The organism is Streptococcus sp. (assembly GCF_041802885.1).
Taxonomy (GTDB): Bacteria; Bacillota; Bacilli; order Lactobacillales; family Streptococcaceae; genus Streptococcus.
On record NZ_JBHCHN010000064.1, the window covers coordinates 22,294 to 39,229 of the forward strand.

At 43.2% G+C, this 16,936-nt stretch carries 16 protein-coding genes; 7 read left to right on the forward strand and 9 right to left on the reverse strand.

What is annotated here, in order from left to right; translation table 11 throughout:
• The first annotated feature begins 104 nt into the window (after positions 1 to 104).
• The 6 genes from ACEYCN_RS08170 to ACEYCN_RS08195 all read left to right on the forward strand — a co-directional run bounded on the left by ACEYCN_RS08170 (position 105) and on the right by ACEYCN_RS08195 (position 8,951).
• The gene (locus tag ACEYCN_RS08170; RefSeq protein WP_373713792.1) at positions 105 to 1,013 is read left to right on the forward strand and encodes a LysR family transcriptional regulator; all 909 of its coding nucleotides are present in this window, start codon (positions 105 to 107) and stop codon (positions 1,011 to 1,013) included.
• 169 nt (positions 1,014 to 1,182) lie between these two features.
• A complete protein-coding gene (locus tag ACEYCN_RS08175) occupies positions 1,183 to 2,310 on the forward strand; it encodes a glucose-1-phosphate adenylyltransferase (RefSeq protein ID WP_373713793.1) in 1,128 nt (375 codons plus the stop codon).
• Positions 2,311 to 2,322: 12 nt separating this feature from the next.
• The gene (gene glgD / locus ACEYCN_RS08180; protein ID WP_373713794.1) at positions 2,323 to 3,438 is read left to right on the forward strand and encodes a glucose-1-phosphate adenylyltransferase subunit GlgD; all 1,116 of its coding nucleotides are present in this window, start codon (positions 2,323 to 2,325) and stop codon (positions 3,436 to 3,438) included.
• An 8-nt stretch (positions 3,439 to 3,446) separates the two neighbouring features.
• Positions 3,447 to 4,892 carry a glycogen synthase GlgA gene (glgA, locus tag ACEYCN_RS08185; protein ID WP_373713795.1) on the forward strand — a complete coding sequence of 482 codons (1,446 nt, stop codon included), beginning with the start codon at positions 3,447 to 3,449 and terminating at the stop codon, positions 4,890 to 4,892.
• Between the two features lie 90 nt (positions 4,893 to 4,982).
• Positions 4,983 to 6,839: a 1,4-alpha-glucan branching protein GlgB gene (gene glgB / locus ACEYCN_RS08190; RefSeq protein ID WP_373713796.1), complete on the forward strand. Its 1,857-nt coding sequence runs from the start codon at positions 4,983 to 4,985 to the stop codon at positions 6,837 to 6,839.
• Between the two features lie 111 nt (positions 6,840 to 6,950).
• The gene (locus tag ACEYCN_RS08195) at positions 6,951 to 8,951 is read left to right on the forward strand and encodes a M13 family metallopeptidase (RefSeq protein WP_373713797.1); all 2,001 of its coding nucleotides are present in this window, start codon (positions 6,951 to 6,953) and stop codon (positions 8,949 to 8,951) included.
• Between the two features lie 69 nt (positions 8,952 to 9,020).
• On the opposite strand, the gene ACEYCN_RS08200 is transcribed toward ACEYCN_RS08195, so the two are convergent.
• Positions 9,021 to 9,824, reverse strand: a complete 804-nt coding sequence (locus ACEYCN_RS08200; RefSeq protein WP_373713840.1) for a transporter substrate-binding domain-containing protein — start codon at positions 9,822 to 9,824, stop codon at positions 9,021 to 9,023.
• Between the two features lie 178 nt (positions 9,825 to 10,002).
• Here ACEYCN_RS08200 and ACEYCN_RS08205 point away from each other — a divergent pair, with 178 nt between their 5' ends.
• Positions 10,003 to 10,404: an OsmC family protein gene (locus tag ACEYCN_RS08205; protein ID WP_373713798.1), complete on the forward strand. Its 402-nt coding sequence runs from the start codon at positions 10,003 to 10,005 to the stop codon at positions 10,402 to 10,404.
• Positions 10,405 to 10,707: 303 nt separating this feature from the next.
• On the opposite strand, the gene ACEYCN_RS08210 is transcribed toward ACEYCN_RS08205, so the two are convergent.
• From ACEYCN_RS08210 to ACEYCN_RS08245, 8 genes are all read right to left on the reverse strand, one after another.
• Positions 10,708 to 11,172: an 8-oxo-dGTP diphosphatase gene (locus ACEYCN_RS08210; protein ID WP_373713799.1), complete on the reverse strand. Its 465-nt coding sequence runs from the start codon at positions 11,170 to 11,172 to the stop codon at positions 10,708 to 10,710.
• A gap of 35 nt (positions 11,173 to 11,207) precedes the next feature.
• Entirely contained in the window at positions 11,208 to 11,795 is a 588-nt protein-coding gene (locus ACEYCN_RS08215) for an HD family hydrolase (protein ID WP_373713800.1), read from the reverse strand.
• Between the two features lie 57 nt (positions 11,796 to 11,852).
• Positions 11,853 to 12,200, reverse strand: coding sequence for a hypothetical protein (locus ACEYCN_RS08220; protein ID WP_373713801.1), 348 nt, complete (start codon positions 12,198 to 12,200; stop codon positions 11,853 to 11,855).
• A gap of 8 nt (positions 12,201 to 12,208) precedes the next feature.
• Entirely contained in the window at positions 12,209 to 12,337 is a 129-nt protein-coding gene (locus ACEYCN_RS08225) for a hypothetical protein (protein WP_373713802.1), read from the reverse strand.
• Positions 12,338 to 12,357: 20 nt separating this feature from the next.
• A complete protein-coding gene (locus ACEYCN_RS08230; RefSeq protein ID WP_373713803.1) occupies positions 12,358 to 12,846 on the reverse strand; it encodes a GNAT family N-acetyltransferase in 489 nt (162 codons plus the stop codon).
• Between the two features lie 10 nt (positions 12,847 to 12,856).
• Positions 12,857 to 14,848, reverse strand: coding sequence for an excinuclease ABC subunit UvrB (uvrB, locus tag ACEYCN_RS08235; protein WP_373713804.1), 1,992 nt, complete (start codon positions 14,846 to 14,848; stop codon positions 12,857 to 12,859).
• A gap of 122 nt (positions 14,849 to 14,970) precedes the next feature.
• Positions 14,971 to 15,891: a CPBP family intramembrane glutamic endopeptidase gene (locus ACEYCN_RS08240; protein ID WP_373713805.1), complete on the reverse strand. Its 921-nt coding sequence runs from the start codon at positions 15,889 to 15,891 to the stop codon at positions 14,971 to 14,973.
• A gap of 26 nt (positions 15,892 to 15,917) precedes the next feature.
• A complete protein-coding gene (locus ACEYCN_RS08245) occupies positions 15,918 to 16,829 on the reverse strand; it encodes a lysostaphin resistance A-like protein (protein WP_373713806.1) in 912 nt (303 codons plus the stop codon).
• Between the last annotated feature and the right edge of the window lie 107 nt (positions 16,830 to 16,936).

Consider the following 16,936-nt stretch of genomic DNA (forward strand, 5'->3'; position numbering starts at 1 on the left):
CATTTTTTCCTATTTTCTTGTCTAAATGTTATCGTTCGGTTTTTGCATAAAATCACAGCAATAGATTTTCTCCAAAATCCATAAAAATATGATAAACTTATTATATGAGAATCCAACAATTATACTATATCATCAAAATTGCTGAAACTGGCTCTATGAACGAAGCAGCCAAGCAACTCTTTATTACCCAACCGAGCCTTTCAAATGCGGTTAAGGACTTAGAAAAAGAGATGGGAATTGAAATTTTCCACCGTAATCCCAAAGGTATCACCATGACAAAAGATGGTATCGAGTTTTTATCCTACGCCAGACAAGTGGTGGAGCAAACAGAACTCTTGGAAGAACGCTACAAACAGCCTGATGGCAAGAGAGAGCTCTTTAGTGTCTCTTCTCAACACTATGCTTTTGTTGTTAACGCCTTTGTCAGTCTTCTAAAAAAGACGGATATGGAGAACTACCAGCTCTTTCTGCGGGAAACTCGGACCTGGGAGATTATCGATGATGTGAAAAATTTCCGTTCTGAAATCGGCGTCCTTTTCCTCAATGATTTCAATAGAGATGTTTTGGTCAAGATGTTGGATGACAATCGACTGACCTACACCCCTCTCTTTACAGCCAAGCCCCATGTGTTTGTCAGCAAATCCAATCCTCTTGCCGAAAAAACTTCTGTCCGCTTGGAAGACCTGGTGGACTTTCCCTACCTCAGCTATGAACAAGGAATTCATAACTCCTTCTACTTCTCAGAGGAAATTCTCTCTCAGGAACATCACAAAAAATCCATTATCGTATCCGACCGTGCCACACTTTTTAATCTCTTGATTGGCTTGGATGGTTATACAATTGCGACCGGTATTTTAAATAGTAACCTCAACGGTGATAATATTGTTGCCATTCCTTTGGACTATGATGATACGATTGAATTGATCTATATCCAGCATGAGAAGACAAATCTGTCTTACATGGGCGAAAAATTTATCCAATACCTCTTAGAGGAAGTTCCTCAAGAAATGTAAAAACTGCTATTATCTTACCATTTTTATCCTTTTATATATCTAGCACTGAAAAAAGTTGAAAACTTTCTGGCACAAAAATGAAAATAATTTCGTAATTTGTCGGTAAACGCTTTCACTTTTTTTCTTTTTATAGTACAATAGAGATATATTAAAAAAAGGAGTGATTATTTTGGCACATAACAAACTATTGGCGATGATTCTTGCCGGCGGACGTGGAACGCGTCTTGAGGGCTTGACAAAAAAAGTCGCAAAACCAGCTGTCGCTTTCGGTGGTAAGTATCGTATCATCGATTTCCCCTTGAGTAATTGTGCAAACTCTGGCATTGACGTTGTGGGCGTCTTGACCCAATATGAGTCTGTTCAGCTCAACTCCTATGTTGCCCAATCCCAACGTTGGGGTCTGGATGTTCAAGGATCTGGAATTTTCGTTCTCCCACCTCGAGAAAAAATTGAAGGTTTTGGTCTCTACAAAGGGACTGCCGATGCTATCACTCAAAATATTGATTTTATCGATTTGCATGAACCTGAGTATGTTCTCATTCTATCAGGCGACCACATCTATAAAATGAACTACGATAAACTTTTGGATTCTCATGTGCAAAATAATGCTGATGCTACAATCGCTGTTATTGAGGTTCCTATCAAGGAGGCTTCTCGTTTTGGTATCATGAATACGGATGAGAACTACCGTATCGAAGAATTCGAAGAAAAACCAGCTCATCCTAAGAGTAATCTGGCATCCATGGGGATTTATATCTTCACCTGGAAATCCCTTAAAAAATACTTGCAGGAAGACGATAAATCCGAAACATCGACACATGACTTTGGTCACGACATCATTCCGAAATATTTGGCAGATGGTAGACGCCTCTACGCACATCCATTCCGTGGGTACTGGAAAGATGTGGGGACTGTCAACAGCCTCTGGGAATCTAACATGGACTTGATTGATCACTCCAGTGATTTGGATTTGTCAGATCCTTCTTGGAAGATCTACTCAGAAGACTCTGGTTCTCCTGCTCAAGTGATTGGCGACTTAGCAAGTGTTCAAAATGCCTACATCGACAAGGGTGCTATCATTGATGGAACAGTTGAGCATTCAGTGGTGTCAACCGATGCTATCATCAACGAGGGTGCAGTCGTTAAAAATTCCGTCATTCTTCCTGGCGCTTCTGTTGGCGAAAACGCTCAATTAGATTATGTTATTGTGGCGGAAAACGTCAAGATTGCAGATGACATCAAACTTTCTGGTACTGCCGATGATGTCTTGTTGATTGATAAAAATGTGACCAAGTAAGAGGTGGAAAATATGTTAAGAAATACATTAGGAATTGTCAACATTGAAGGAACCAATGTTCATTTCGGTGATGTTATGAATCACCGCGGAGTTCAGGCATTTGGCTTTCTTGGTCGCTATCGGTTGATTGACTTTGTTTTGTCAAATATGTCCAACTCCGGTATCACCGATTTTCAGGTCTATACTCCTGCCAAAATGCGATCTACTATCCAGCACGTTGGGACAGGTAAACATTACAACATCAACAGCAAACGTGGAAAGCTTCGTCTGCTGAATAGTGTAACAGACCCGAATTCTATCTACCAGCACGATATTAAAGCTTTTACAGATAACCTTCATTATATTGAAAGTTCAAATAAGAAGTATGTCCTCATTGCACCATCCTATTTCATTTATAGTCAGGATTTTGCGAAGTTGCAAGAACAACATATTGAAACAGGAGCTGATATCACTGTTCTTTATAAGAATGTAACAGATGCCAAAGAAAGCTATATTGGTTGCCAAACACTAAAATTCGGAGAAGACAAACGGATTGTGGAATTCCATGAAAACCATGGAAAATACAAGAACAGACCGGTTTCCTTGGAAGCTTATTTCATGGAAAGAACTCTCTTCATCGAGTTGATTCATCGCGCCAATAAGATTTCGTCTCTCTATTGGCTCAAAGATATCCTGCGTGACTCCGTTGATCAGTATAAGATTGTGGGTTATGCCCATCGCGACTTTGTCGCTTGTATCAACACCGTTGAAGCCTACTTTAAGACACAACTTGAACTAATTGATCGTGATACCCGCAGACTTCTTTTTAAGAATAACTGGCCAATCTATACGCAAACCAGCGATAGTTCTCCTACTCTCTACGGACCGCTTGCTGAAGTGAAGATGAGTTTAATTGCAAATGGTGCCTTTATCAATGGTCAAGTTGAAAACTCTGTCATTGACCGCGATGTTTTCATTGAAGAGGGTGTTGTTGTTAAGAATTCAATTATTTTGAGTGGTGTTACCATCACAAGTGGTGCCAATATCGAAAATGCTATCATCGATAAAGCAACTAAGATTATCCACCCAATTGATATAAAGGGTGCTGAAAATGCACCTGCATACATCAAAGCATATCAAAATATCTAGGAGCTAATATGACTAAAAAATCTGTCCTATTTGTGGCCTCAGAGGGTCTTCCTTTTATTAAAACTGGTGGTTTGGCGGATGTTATTGGTTCCCTGCCTAAAGAGTTGGTAAGGCAAGGCCTGGATGTTCGTGTGGTTCTGCCACTCTATCTTAAAATGGCCATCAACAACCACAATGATTTTGATTATGTTTCTAGCTTTGATGTCCGGGCTGGAGAGATTCAATCCATGGCCAATGTTTATAGCCAAGTAGTAGATGGGGTAACCTTCTACTTTATCGAGCACCGTGATTACTTTGAACGTGATGAGCTCTATGGCTATGATGATGATGCCATGCGCTTTGGCTTCTTCCAACATGCTACCTGTCGTTTGCTAGAAGCTCTCAATTTCTTCCCGGATGTTATTCATACCCATGACTGGCACACTGCTGCTATCCCGTTCCTTTGTCGAACGTTCTATAGTTACCGCGAGGAATTCCGAGCTATTAAACAAGTCTTTACCATTCATAATCTGGCTTTCCAAGGCATCTTCAACGAGCACTATCTATGGGCGGCCTTGGGAATGGACCACGGTTATTATCGCGATGGGGTAGCCCGCTTCCATGACGACTGTATCAGCTTTATGAAGTTGGGTATCCTCTATGCAGACAAGGTCACCACTGTCTCTGAAACCTATGCCAAAGAGATTTTGACAGAAGAATTTGGCGAAAACATGCAGCATGTCTTAGAACTCCGTCATCACGATTTATGTGGCATTGTTAACGGTATTGACTATGATGTGTGGAATAGTCAAACAGACCAATATTTGGTGAAAAACTATGATTTGGCTACTATCGCTGATAAAAAAGCTAACAAGTTGGCCCTCCAAGCACAGTTCGGACTTCCACAAGATGAGCATGTCATTTTAGTCGGCATTGTTTCACGCTTGACTTGGCAAAAAGGTTTCTATCTGATGACAGAAGTCCTCGGACATCTGTTGCAGTCTCATGTTCAGTTTGTCATTCTTGGTAATGGTGAGCCAGATATTGAAAATGCCTTTAACCATTTCAAGGCAGCATATCCTGAAAAGTTTGCCTTCTACCGTGGCTACAACGAACCTTTGGCCCATCAAATTTACGCAGCTAGTGACCTCTTCCTCATGCCTTCCATGTTTGAGCCATGCGGTATCAGTCAGTTGATTTCCATGCACTACGGCACTCTGCCTTTAGTCCGTGAAACAGGTGGCCTTGTTGATACAGTGACTCCGTATGATATTGAGAATAAATCTGGAACTGGCTTTAGCTTTGGCGGCAAGGATGCTTACAGCATGAGACAGGTCTATGACTTGGCTCTACAGACCTATTATGACCGTCCTGAAGACTGGCAGGCCATGGTCCAAGAGGCGATGGAACGTGATTTTAGTTGGAGAGCTTCTGCTGAGAAGTATATCTGGCTTTATCGTGAAATCTCTGGATAATATCATTTGTTCCTGCTTTAACAGAAACAAATTGAACCTCATTTAGGGAGTGGGATCCGAATCCACTCCCTTTCAGCAAGGGAGAACCGAATGACTGAATTTACCGAACTCGATTTATATTACATGAACACAGGAGAGCATACCTCACTTTACGAAAAAATGGGGGCTCATCTGGTAAAAGAAAGAAATAAGATTCTTGGTACTAAATTCCGTGTTTATGCCCCAAATGCCCGAGAGGTATTTCTTGTTGGTGACTTTAATGATTGGTCTAAAAGTCATCCGATGACACAAGAACAAGATGGAGTTTTTACCATCTATGTTGATGGTCTTAAATCTCTGGCAAACTATAAATATCTCATCGTCACTAAGGAGGGCTGGGAGCTCTATAAGGCAGACCCTTATGCTTATTTTAGTCAAGTCCGACCTGATACGGCTTCCACTACCTACAATTCACGTTATAAATTTAAGGACGACTTGTGGATGTATCATAGGGTCAACTATGATTTCAAATCTCAACCCTTCTCTGTCTACGAAGTCCATTTGGGCTCCTGGAAACAAAAAGTGGTCAATAAGAACGAGGGGGGTGCACCAGCTAGTGCTTTCTATTCCTATAAGGAAATTGCCCCTCTTCTGATTGAACATGTCAAGGAAAACAATTATACCCATATTGAACTCATGCCTCTGGCCGAACATCCACTTGATGCTTCCTGGGGCTACCAGGTGACCGGCTATTACAGTCCAACCAGCCGTTATGGCAAGCCCGATGAACTCAAATATTTAGTAGACCAATGCCATCAGGCAGGAATAGGAGTTATTTTGGACTGGGTACCACTGCATTTCTGTAAGGATGCCCACGGCCTCTATCAATTTGATGGTAGTTGGCTCTATGAATACCCACATGAAAATGACCGCGAAAATCGGCAATGGGGTACTGCTAACTTTGATCTTGGAAAAGGGGTAACCCGCTCCTTCCTTCTTTCTAACCTCAAATATTGGCTGGAAGAATTTCACTTTGATGGTATTCGAGTGGATGCCCTCTCTTACCTACTCTATTGGCGCGGTGAGACAGAGGAAGACAAACTTAACCATACTGCAATTGACTTTATCAAACGGGTTAACGCCATGGTTCATCAGGAGTATAAGGGAGTGGTTATGATAGCCGAGGATTCCTCCAGTTATCCGAAAGTCACTCATCCGCTGGAATATGGTGGTCTTGGCTTTGATATGAAATGGGACTTGGGCTGGATGAACGATACACTCAAATACATGAGTCGCCCTGCCATCTACCGCCCATATCATGGCAATGAAATCACCTTTGGTATGTTTTACAATCCAAATGAACATTTCCTCCTGCCACTCTCACACGATGAAGTGGTTCATGGTAAACTCTCCATCGTCAATAAGATGGATGGAAATTACGAAGACAAGTTTCACTTGGCCCGTGCCTATTACAGTTTCTTCTTTGCCCATCCCGGAAAAAAACTGCTCTTCATGGGCAATGAATGGGGCCATATCCGCGAATGGCATGAGTATACGGAGATGGACTGGAGCCTCAAACTCTATCCCATCCACGAGGCCTTTTATCAAATGATGAAGACCTTATCGATATTCTATAAGGAAAATGATGCCTTCTGGAAATATGATTACCAGGCCCATGAAAAAGGCTTCAAATGGGTAAAAATTGAAGAACAAGCCAATCTTTACGCCTTTTCAAGGTACAGTGATGATCAAGAAATCTTAGTTGTCAATAATTTTAACGATCAAGAACTATTTGATGTCCATCTTGATTTACCTGAGAACGCAGAGTACAAGCTGGTCTTCTCCTCCAATGCCATTCCCATTGAACCATTCACCCTCTATGTCAAGGACGAGGGAGTCAAACTGACCATCCCACGCCTGACCACCTACTATTTCCAAAGGGTGGATCAGAAGTCCAAGAAAAAATAAAGTCCTTTCCGAAACCTAGCCCTTGAATAATGTACAATCTTATGTAATATCAACTATTGCATAAGATTGCTTTTTTAAAGGAGTAGCTTCCATCAAGAAGGAGATAAATCGATGAAGAAAAAGACAAAAATTACACTTATTGCCTGTGGATTGGCCCTTGCCGGTCTAGGATACGGTGCTTACCAACTATTGACCCCATCTGACACACCTATTGATACAAATGCCACCGTTTCTTCTAACTATTACCAGACTATTAACAAAGATTGGCTTTTGGAGGCTGAAATACCAAAAGATAGTCCGGCAATCAATGATTTTTATGAAATGGATAAGGAAATCAGGGAGACATTTTCAACTGACCTTGAAAACCTGGCCTCCGGCAAAGAAAGTTCAGACTTAGCAGGCATGACTGAATTTATTGAATTTTATAATCTGGCCACCGATTATGATGCCAGAGAGAAAGCTGGTATCACACCCATTCAACCATTTTTGGATGACATTGAGAACTTAAACAGTTTAGATGATTTATCGCAGAATATGGTCACCCGAACCCTTGATGGTTTGGCCCAACCCTTCAGTATTTCAGTCGGTCAAGATTATAAAAATACCTCGAAAAAAATTATCACTCTTTCTGCGCCCAGTGTCTTCTTGATTGACTCCAGTTATTATGAGGACGAAAATAGCAAGAAACAGTTGGAAGAACTCTATCAAAAAACGGCAATCGCAGTCATGACTAAGCTGGGTTATGATGAAAAAGATGCTGAAAAAATGGTTGAGCAGGCCCTGGCATTTGATAGTCAGATTGCTCCTTATATCCCGACTGCGGAAGAACTTTCTGAGGTGGAGGCGTCTTACAATATTCGAACAGAAGAGGAAATCAAAGCCTACTCACAAAAATTTGACTTTAGCAAGGCTATCAATGAACTTGTGGGGCAGGAAGTCACTGAGGTAAACGTTACAACGCCAGAATTTTTCGAGGCATTTGATCAGTTGATGACAGAGGATAATTTCGACAATATCAAATCCTGGTTGCAGGTCAGTCAAGCTATGGCCTTTGCCCCGTATTTAACAGAGGATCTTCGTGTAACCTCAGGAGAATTTTCACGGGCTATTCAAGGAATTGCCGAGCCAACCAGCAAGGAAGATGACACTTACGATCTGGTTACAGGCCTGTTCTCACAGACCCTCAGCACCTATTACGGTCAAAAATACTTCAGTCCAGAAGACAAAGAAAAAGTAACCAGCATGATTGATAATATCATTGAAGTTTATAAAAAACGGTTGAGTGAAAATGATTGGTTATCTCCTGAAACAAAGGCAAAAGCTATCGAAAAATTAGATAGCATGATTTACTATGTGGGCTATCCTGAGGAGGTTCCCCAAGAGGTTCAAGAAATCGAGATCGACCCTAATAAAAACATGGTGGACAACATCGTTGCCCTCTCTCGCAAACAAATCTCTTACGAGTTTAAGCACTTCAATGAACCTGTCGATAAGACACAATGGGCCTTCCCTTCCTTTATGGTCAATGCCTTTTATCGCCCTGACAACAACAGCATCAACTTCCCAGCAGCCATCTTGTCAAAGCCATTCTACAGCTCTAATCAGTCCGATGCCCAAAACTATGGCGCAATCGGAGTTGTGATTGGCCATGAAATTACCCATGCCTTCGACAACAATGGGGCTAAGTTTGATAAAGAAGGGAACCTGTCTGATTGGTGGACAGAAGCTGATTATCAAGCCTTTGAAGAAAAAACCAATGCCATGATTGACCAATGGGATGGGATTGAAATCTATGGCGGGAAAGTAAACGGAAAATTAACCGTGGGCGAAAACATTGCAGATGCAGGCGGCCTATCAGCCTCTCTGGAAGCCCTGAAAACACAGGATTCAGGTGTTAAACTAGAGCCATTCTTTGAACAATATGCTACCATTTGGCGGCAAAAAGCCAGCCTAGAATACAATCAGCTCCTCCTCAATATGGATACACACGCTCCTGCTGAACTCCGTGTTAATCAGCAGCTCAAAAATATGCCAGCCTTCTATGACACCTATGACATTAAAGAAGGGGACGACATGTATCTGCCTGAAGACCAACGCTTGAGTATTTGGTAATGTAGCCCAAGCAACAGGTATACTAAAAGTCTGAGACCAGCTGGTCTCAGACTTATTTTATTGGTAGGCTTATTCAACTACTGTATACTTGGCGGCTTCTTCTAGGTAGGTATTGTATTCACCGCTCTCGACGATTTCAGCGATAATCTTGTCAATTTCTGTTTTCAAATCACCGCTATCTTTTGGCATGGCAATGGCTTTGGCATTTTCTTCTTCTGCTTCAAAGGACAGGGCGGCGATGGCCAAGTCAGGATTTTGGCTGATATAGCCCTCAGCAACGGCAGAATCCAGCAAGATGGCCTTAACCTGACCGTTCTTCAATTCATTGACCGCTTCTCCCATCAAGGTCAGAGAGATGATATTGGCATTGGATAAGCTTTCACGGGCATAGGTTTCCTGGGTTGTTCCCTTTTGTACAGCTAAATCAAGCTGGTCCAGATCCGCAACTGTCGCAATTTTTTCTGCATCTGCCTTTTGTACCAAGAGGACATTTCCAACTTGGTAATAAGGATCTGAGAAATCGAAGACTTCCAAACGTTCTGGAGAAACGCTCAAACCAGCGATGGCCAAGTCAGCCTTACCATTTTGAACGCTATTGAGAACATTGTCGAAGTTCATGGAGGAAATCTCCAATTCCACACCCAACTCATCTGCAATCTTTTGGGCCAACATAATATCTGACCCCACAACCTTATTCTCCCCGTCCACCAGGGTTTGAAACTCAAAAGGTGCATAGTCAGGACTGGTCGCAACAACCAGGGTTCCCTTTTCTTTGATTTTTTCAAGTGGGGTCTGGGCAGTCTCGCTTGATGAGCAGGCTATCAGGCCAAGACTGGCAAAGAAGGCTACTGTTGTTACTAGGATTTTTTTCATTTTCATTATCTTCCCCTTTTCATTGGTTGGCAATCTATCTTTCAAGATGATGGTTTTATTCTATATTATTTTTATGCACCTGTCAATAAATTTATTTTATTATATTCATTAATTTGTATATTTTTTACTTTTATTCAAAAATTTCGATTTGTGATATAATTTTCCAAAGGAGAGAGATATGCTTTATCAAACAAGAGTTAGTAACCAATATGGCATTAAGGGCCAGTTGTATTTTTCAGATAATCAAGAATTAGTTACCAAGCACCCTTTGGAAGAGGGAACTGGCTACAATCCAGAGCAGCTAATTGCCAGTGCCTGGGCAACCTGCCTCAACGCCACTATCCAGTCCATTTTAGAGTCAAAAGGCCTCAGCCATGATTCTAGAGTTGACATCACAGTCACCCTCTGTAAGGAGAAGAATGAGCCTGGCTACTACTTCCAAGTGGATGCACAAGCCGCTATTGACCAGCTAAGCTTGGAAGACGCAGAAGCCATCATCGCTCAAGCCCACTTACGCTGTCCAGTTTCTAAACTGTTGGTAGGAGCAAAGACCCTCACTCTGAAGACAGTTGACTATTAGAAAAAAGAGAGTGGTACAGAAATCGGTAATTTCGAAGAAATTCGATTTCGTCAACAAGTCTTTATTTCCAGTTGTTGAGCTAAAACGGTCTATCCCCAGACCGTTTTACTCCCACCTCCGCACAGCTCCTAAGGTTTGGGGAACCTTTGGAGGTTGGAAATGGAGCGAACACCGTTCGCATCAATCGAATAGGGCTGTAAAAGCTGATTTATCAGCGCATTAGAGCCCACTCAACCACTGCGCCATAAGTACCTAAAACAAGTATAAAAGAGTTTGGAACTAATTTGTCCCAAACTCTTTTGATTACCAAAATTCCCGGATAAAATCGCCTTCTAAGCGTTGGGCATAGAAGAGTTCGGATAGTTCCTCTTCGTCAAAAACTCGGAGCAAATTGAGCATATCATAGGCCAAATCCAACTGTGGCAAATCCTTGCGGGCCACCCACTTGATTTCTCCTTCTTCTGTTGAGCGGATTTCTCCAGTGAATTCACCAGTCCGATAGAGAAAAACGAGATAGCGGATTCCTTCCTTGGTGTGCCAGTGCTTCATGCCGACTAATCGAGGTTTTGAAATGACCAAACCAGTTTCTTCATAAACTTCGCGCACTACTGCCTCATGCAGCGATTCACCAGCTTCGATATGACCTCCTGGCAGGGCCGCACCCGACCAGGCATAGCGCTCAGGATCGCGTATCTGCATGACAATTTGGCCTTGATCATCTTCGATGAGACACATATTGGTTAAAATGACGTTTTCTGTGCGGGGCATGGGGTCTCCTTATCCATTTACAAACTTGATGGTCTTTAACAATCCAGATAAAGGCCTTTTTCAACACTCTTATCGACCAAGTCGACGACTAGTTCCCACAGTTCTGGCGATTCATCCTGGATAAAGGCCTTTTTGGCCAGGACCTGAGACTTGGTCAAGTTTGCAGGATTTTCCTCTTCTTTGGCGATTAAGAGATGATTCATGACTGGGGCCAAGGCATCCAGACAGCGGGCATAGCGAGCCTCTGCTGTATTGGCCTGGGATTCAAATTCCATCCAAAGGTCCAAATATGTCTGAGCTTCTTCTTTGGGCAAGAGGGCCAGAGATTTCTTGACGGAAGCCAACTCACGCTCAAAGGAAGTTGCTTTGGCGACTTCATCGTAAGCCCAGCTATCTCCAGCTCCAATTTCACCAATCTCATGCAATAAGAGCATGAGCATAACTTTCTCCAAGTTTAGGTCCTCTGGAAAATACTGCCGAAAAACGGGTGCCATCAAGGCTACTTGCCAAGAATGCTCCGCAGCATTCTCCTGTCGGCCATCCAAGGTTTGATTCTGTCGAGTCACCGTTTTGAGCTTCTCAAGTTCATTGAAAAAGGCTAATGATTTGTAAATGGAAGTCATATCTACTCCTTATTCTCTGGATAAAATCTCAATCTGCTTCAAACATCATCAACGAAGTCACCAATCTGGAACACTGACACCATATCTTACTACTCTATCATTTTCAAAGTACAAGAAGAAGACACGCCAGTCGAATATAGGGTCTGGTACAACCTTATAATCATAAGCGCCCCGACCATCTATATCTGGCTCTCCAAGCAGGGCTCTGATTTCTTCTCTAGTCAGACCCTCTAATTCATAATCATCCATAAGACTATCAACAAACTTGTATCGTTGTTGCCAAGGCGTCTGTGCCCAGGCTTCAGGGGTAAACTTTTGCTGCGGTTGGAACCAGACAAATAAAATCCAAACTCCTAGAGTTGCAATAAACAGGGAAAAAATCCCTTTAATCAACTTTGATCTCATTATTCCTCCTAATCCATGGCTTTGAGCTCACTATTCACAAGTCCTAAGGACCGAATATAATAGTCTATCGCCTGAAAAATGGCTTGTATTTTAGGTTTGCTTTCAAAATGCCCAATCATTTTATTAATAGCTGACATTTCCTCACCTCTGATATTTTTCAATTACCTAGTCGCATCCGAATGGCGGTAACAGATTGTCCCAAGGTCAATTCTTTTTTCTGATCGTCTACGATAAAGCCACATTTTTCATAAAAATCAATCGCTTTTTGATTGGCTTGAAGAACCCATACAAAGACTTTCGAAAATTCAGATAGGTATTCTAAACAGGCTTGCATCAGTCGGTAACCAATCTTTTGCCCATGGTATTTTTCCAAGACATAGATGGCAAAGATTTCACCAGCTTCTTGCACCTCTTCATCGGCACATTCTCCATAACGAGCGAAACCAACAACTTGACTGTCCACTTGTGCAATCAGCGTATTTTCTGGGCAGTCAGTCGCAATCTGGAGACATTTTTCTCTGGTAATTGTCTGCAGGTAGTCCTTTGATAGGAGATCCTCATATGTCTCATGCCACGATTGCCAATGAACAGTACCCTTGCCAATCTTCTCTTCCTCTGTCTCCATATTTTTCACCAAAAATGTCATGGCTTTCCTCCTAATCCATGGCTTTCAGCTCCAAGACCATATCGCGGATTTCTGCAGCCAGTTCGAAGTCCAGCAATTCGGCAGCTTCCTGCATTTGCTTTTGAAGTTTCTTGATGGCTTCTTGACGTTCCTTCTTGTTCATGCTGCTGTAATCAGCGCTTTCTTCTGCCACATCGGTACCTGATGACTTGGTGATGGCGATGAGGTCGCGGATTTCTTTCTTGATGGTTTGGGGAATGATGCCGTGTTCTTCATTATAGGCCATCTGAATTTCCCGACGGCGGGCGGTTTCATCCATGGCCCGCTGCATGGAGTCAGTAATTTTATCCGCATACATGATAACATGGCCTTGCGAGTTGCGGGCTGCCCGTCCGATGGTCTGGATAAGTCCTCGTTCGTTGCGCAAGAAACCTTCCTTATCCGCATCCAGAATGGCAACCAGACTGACTTCTGGCACATCGATGCCTTCCCGGAGCAAGTTGATTCCCACCAAGACATCAAAGACACCCAAGCGCAGGTCACGGATAATCTCTGTCCGCTCCAAGGTCTTGATATCCGAGTGCATGTATTTGACCTTGACACCCATTTCTTTCAGGTAATCGGTCAAATCCTCCGCCATTTTCTTGGTCAGAGTGGTGACAAAGACCCGCTCACCCTTGTCTGTCCGAGCATTGATTTCGCCAAGAAGGTCATCCATTTGGCCCATGGTTGGTCGTACTTCTACCTCTGGGTCAAGAAGTCCTGTCGGCCGGATGATTTGCTCGATGATGGTATCGGTCTGTTCGCGTTCATAATCGCCAGGGGTGGCAGAAACATAGACAATTTGGTGGACATGGCTTTCAAATTCTTCCCTGCGCAGGGGGCGATTGTCCAGGGCTGATGGCAGGCGAAATCCGTAATTGACCAGCATTTCCTTGCGGGAGCGGTCTCCATTGTACATGCCCTTAATCTGGCCCATAGTCATGTGACTCTCATCAATCATGATGAGGAAATCTTCTGGGAAAAAGTCCAGCAGGGTGTAAGGAGGCTCTCCTTCGGAACGGCCATCCATGTGGCGGGAATAGTTTTCCACGCCGTTTGTGTAGCCCATCTCACGCAGCATCTCAACATCGTATTCAGTCCGCTGGCGGATGCGCTGGGCTTCAATCAGCTTGCCTTCTGCCTCAAAGAGCTTGACCTGCTCCTCCATTTCAGCGGTGATGTTGGCAATCGCTGCTTCCATGTGGTCTTCATTGGTCATAAAGTGGGTGGCTGGGAAAAGGACCAAGTGCTCTACTTCACCCAGGTTCTTGCCAGTCAAACTCTCAATCTCCCGTATCCGATCGATTTCATCCCCGAAAAATTCTACTCGAAAGGCATGCTCATCCCGGCTGGCTGGGAAAATCTCGACCACATCCCCACGAACCCGAAAACGGCCCCGCTGGAAGTCGATATCATTGCGCTCAAACTGGATATCCACCAGCTGATTGAGGAGCTGGTCGCGGGAAATCTCCTGACCGGGCCGCAAACTGACTGCCGAATCCGCATATTCTTTTGGTGAACCCAAACCATAAATACAGGAAACAGAAGCCACCACGATGACATCATTTCGCTCCAGAAGGGAGGAGGTTGCCGAATGGCGGAGCTTGTCAATCTCATCATTGACAGAACTATCCTTCTCGATATAAGTATCCGAGGAGGGTACATAGGCTTCCGGCTGGTAATAATCATAGTAGGAGACAAAATATTCCACAGCATTGTCAGGAAAGAACTCCTTAAACTCGCCGTAGAGCTGACCGGCCAGGGTCTTGTTGTGGGCGATGACTAAGGTCGGCTTATTGACCTTGGCAATAACTTGACTCATGGTATAGGTTTTACCCGTTCCGGTCGCCCCCATGAGAATCTGGGCCTTCTCTCCGCCTTCAATATTGTCCACTAGGGCTTCGATAGCCTGGGGCTGGTCACCAGATGGTTCATACTTAGAGACCAGCTTGAATGTTTGGTCTTCTCTTCTATCAATCATGTTTTGACTACAAGGACACAGCTTTCATCAGATACTGGTCCTCTTCCTTCCTTTTCTCTCAATATTCCTATTTTAACATATCAGCTACAAAAAAACTGGGTTCGCAAAACCCAGTTCATCATTTATGATACTTGTTTTTCTTTCTTGAGTTGCCATGCCAAGTAGAGGATGCCCGCCAGCAATACGAGACTGGCAAAGAGACTACCTTCTGTTCCAAAGGCTCCTCCAGAAATCCAATCAGCTGCATCAGGCTTAGCCCCAAATCGGAAGAACGAGAGCCCAGTAGAGGATCCGCTGACCGCTAGACCATAAATATTTCCTTGGGCGAAATTCCAAGCGCCATGCAGCCCAGCAACACCCCAGAGGTTGTCTGTCTTGAGCATGTAGAGAGCCATGAAAACACCCGAAAGGATGATGCTCAAGATGGACAGGAAGGTTACATGCGCGTTTGCCAAGTGCATAAGACCAAAAAGACTGCTAGAAACAGCAATGGCAATGACTAGGTTGGAGCGTTTGTTGATAACAGGAAGGAGCCAACCACGGGTCAGGAGCTCCTCTGTCCCACCCTGAATAAACCAAAATGGAATGGTGGAGAGCACATAGAGAATGGTCCCAGCCGAAAAATCAACACTGTGCAGTTCAAGACCACCAAAGAGATAGCTCAGCAGAAAGGCCAGACTAAAGATAAGCATGCCCACTCCCCAGCCCTTGGCAATTTCCAAAAACCATTTTTTCTTAAAAAAGCCAAGACTGGAAATCGGTCGCTTCTCAAACCACTTGACCCAGGCAAAGTTAGCTAAGGCTGGAAAGAGAAAAATGCCAAGTTGTAGATGTAAGGCAGTGAATATGGCCATCACTCCGCCTACACCTCCCATGTCCATTAACATAAATGGCACCATCAGAATGCCAAGCACAATGCCTCCAAGAAAAGTACCGCCAAAAAAGAAGGCTTCAACCATGAGACAGGCCAGGATAATCATTAACCAGGTTGGCAATTTTTCATAACGACTTGTTTCGACTGATAAAATTCGTTTCTTCATCACTTCTCCTTTTCAAATTTTACTGAAAACTAGGCTTGGCTTTGCTTCTTCTGGTATAAATTCCAAGCAAGGTAGAGGATATAGACGCCCATCACTAGGGAAGAAAAGAGGCTACCCTCTGGCCCAAATCCACCACCGGACATGAATTCAGGAACCTTCCCATTTTCAAACCTCATCGGAGCATAGGAAGTAGATAAACCAGATACACTTAAACCAAAGAAACTTCCTTGGAAACAATTCCATGCCGCATGGATGGCTGAAATTCCCCAGATATTATCTGTCTTCAGCACATAGAGACAGGCCAGGAGGCCAAACAGGGCAATATTTAAGAGGGAAATCCAGTTAATTGACGGATTTTGCAAATGGAGAATCGCAAAGAGCAGACTAGAAACAGCTGTGCCTATCCAAATACGAGTATGTTTTGATACGACTGGGAAAAGCCAACCACGGGTCAAAAGTTCCTCTGTTCCACTTTGGATAAACCAAAAAGGCATAATCAAGAGAAAACTGAACATATTTTCCCAGGAAAAATCAACTTGCGAGAGCTGAATACTGCCTGTTACAACTTGAAGCCCAACAACTGCTCCCATCATAACAAAACCGATCAGCCACCCCTTGAGAACCTCTAGCCAAGCTTTATCCTTGAAAAAACCCAGTCCTCTAGGAGACCGTCTTTCCACTGCCCAAACCCAGAGGCAAACAAGGGTTGCTGGAAATAGGAAGACCAGCAAATCCACAAACAGAGGATCAATGGTAAACATGAGGAACTGTAAAACATCCGAGGGTAATGCCATGACAGAACTCCAAAGAAACAGTCCGCCAATATATGAACCAAACTTGATAAATAAAACCAGTAAAAATATAGCAGCAAAAGCATAGAGCCAGGCCAATATTTTGTTCTTGAATGGCTTGACTGCTGTCATCATGCGAATCTCTTTCATCAAATTCCTCCTATTATTTCATTGGTTTATTATATCAAATTTCATGTAATATTGAAAGATTTTTCAGGAATTTATATCAGATGTTAGAAAACCTAACATTAGAAAGA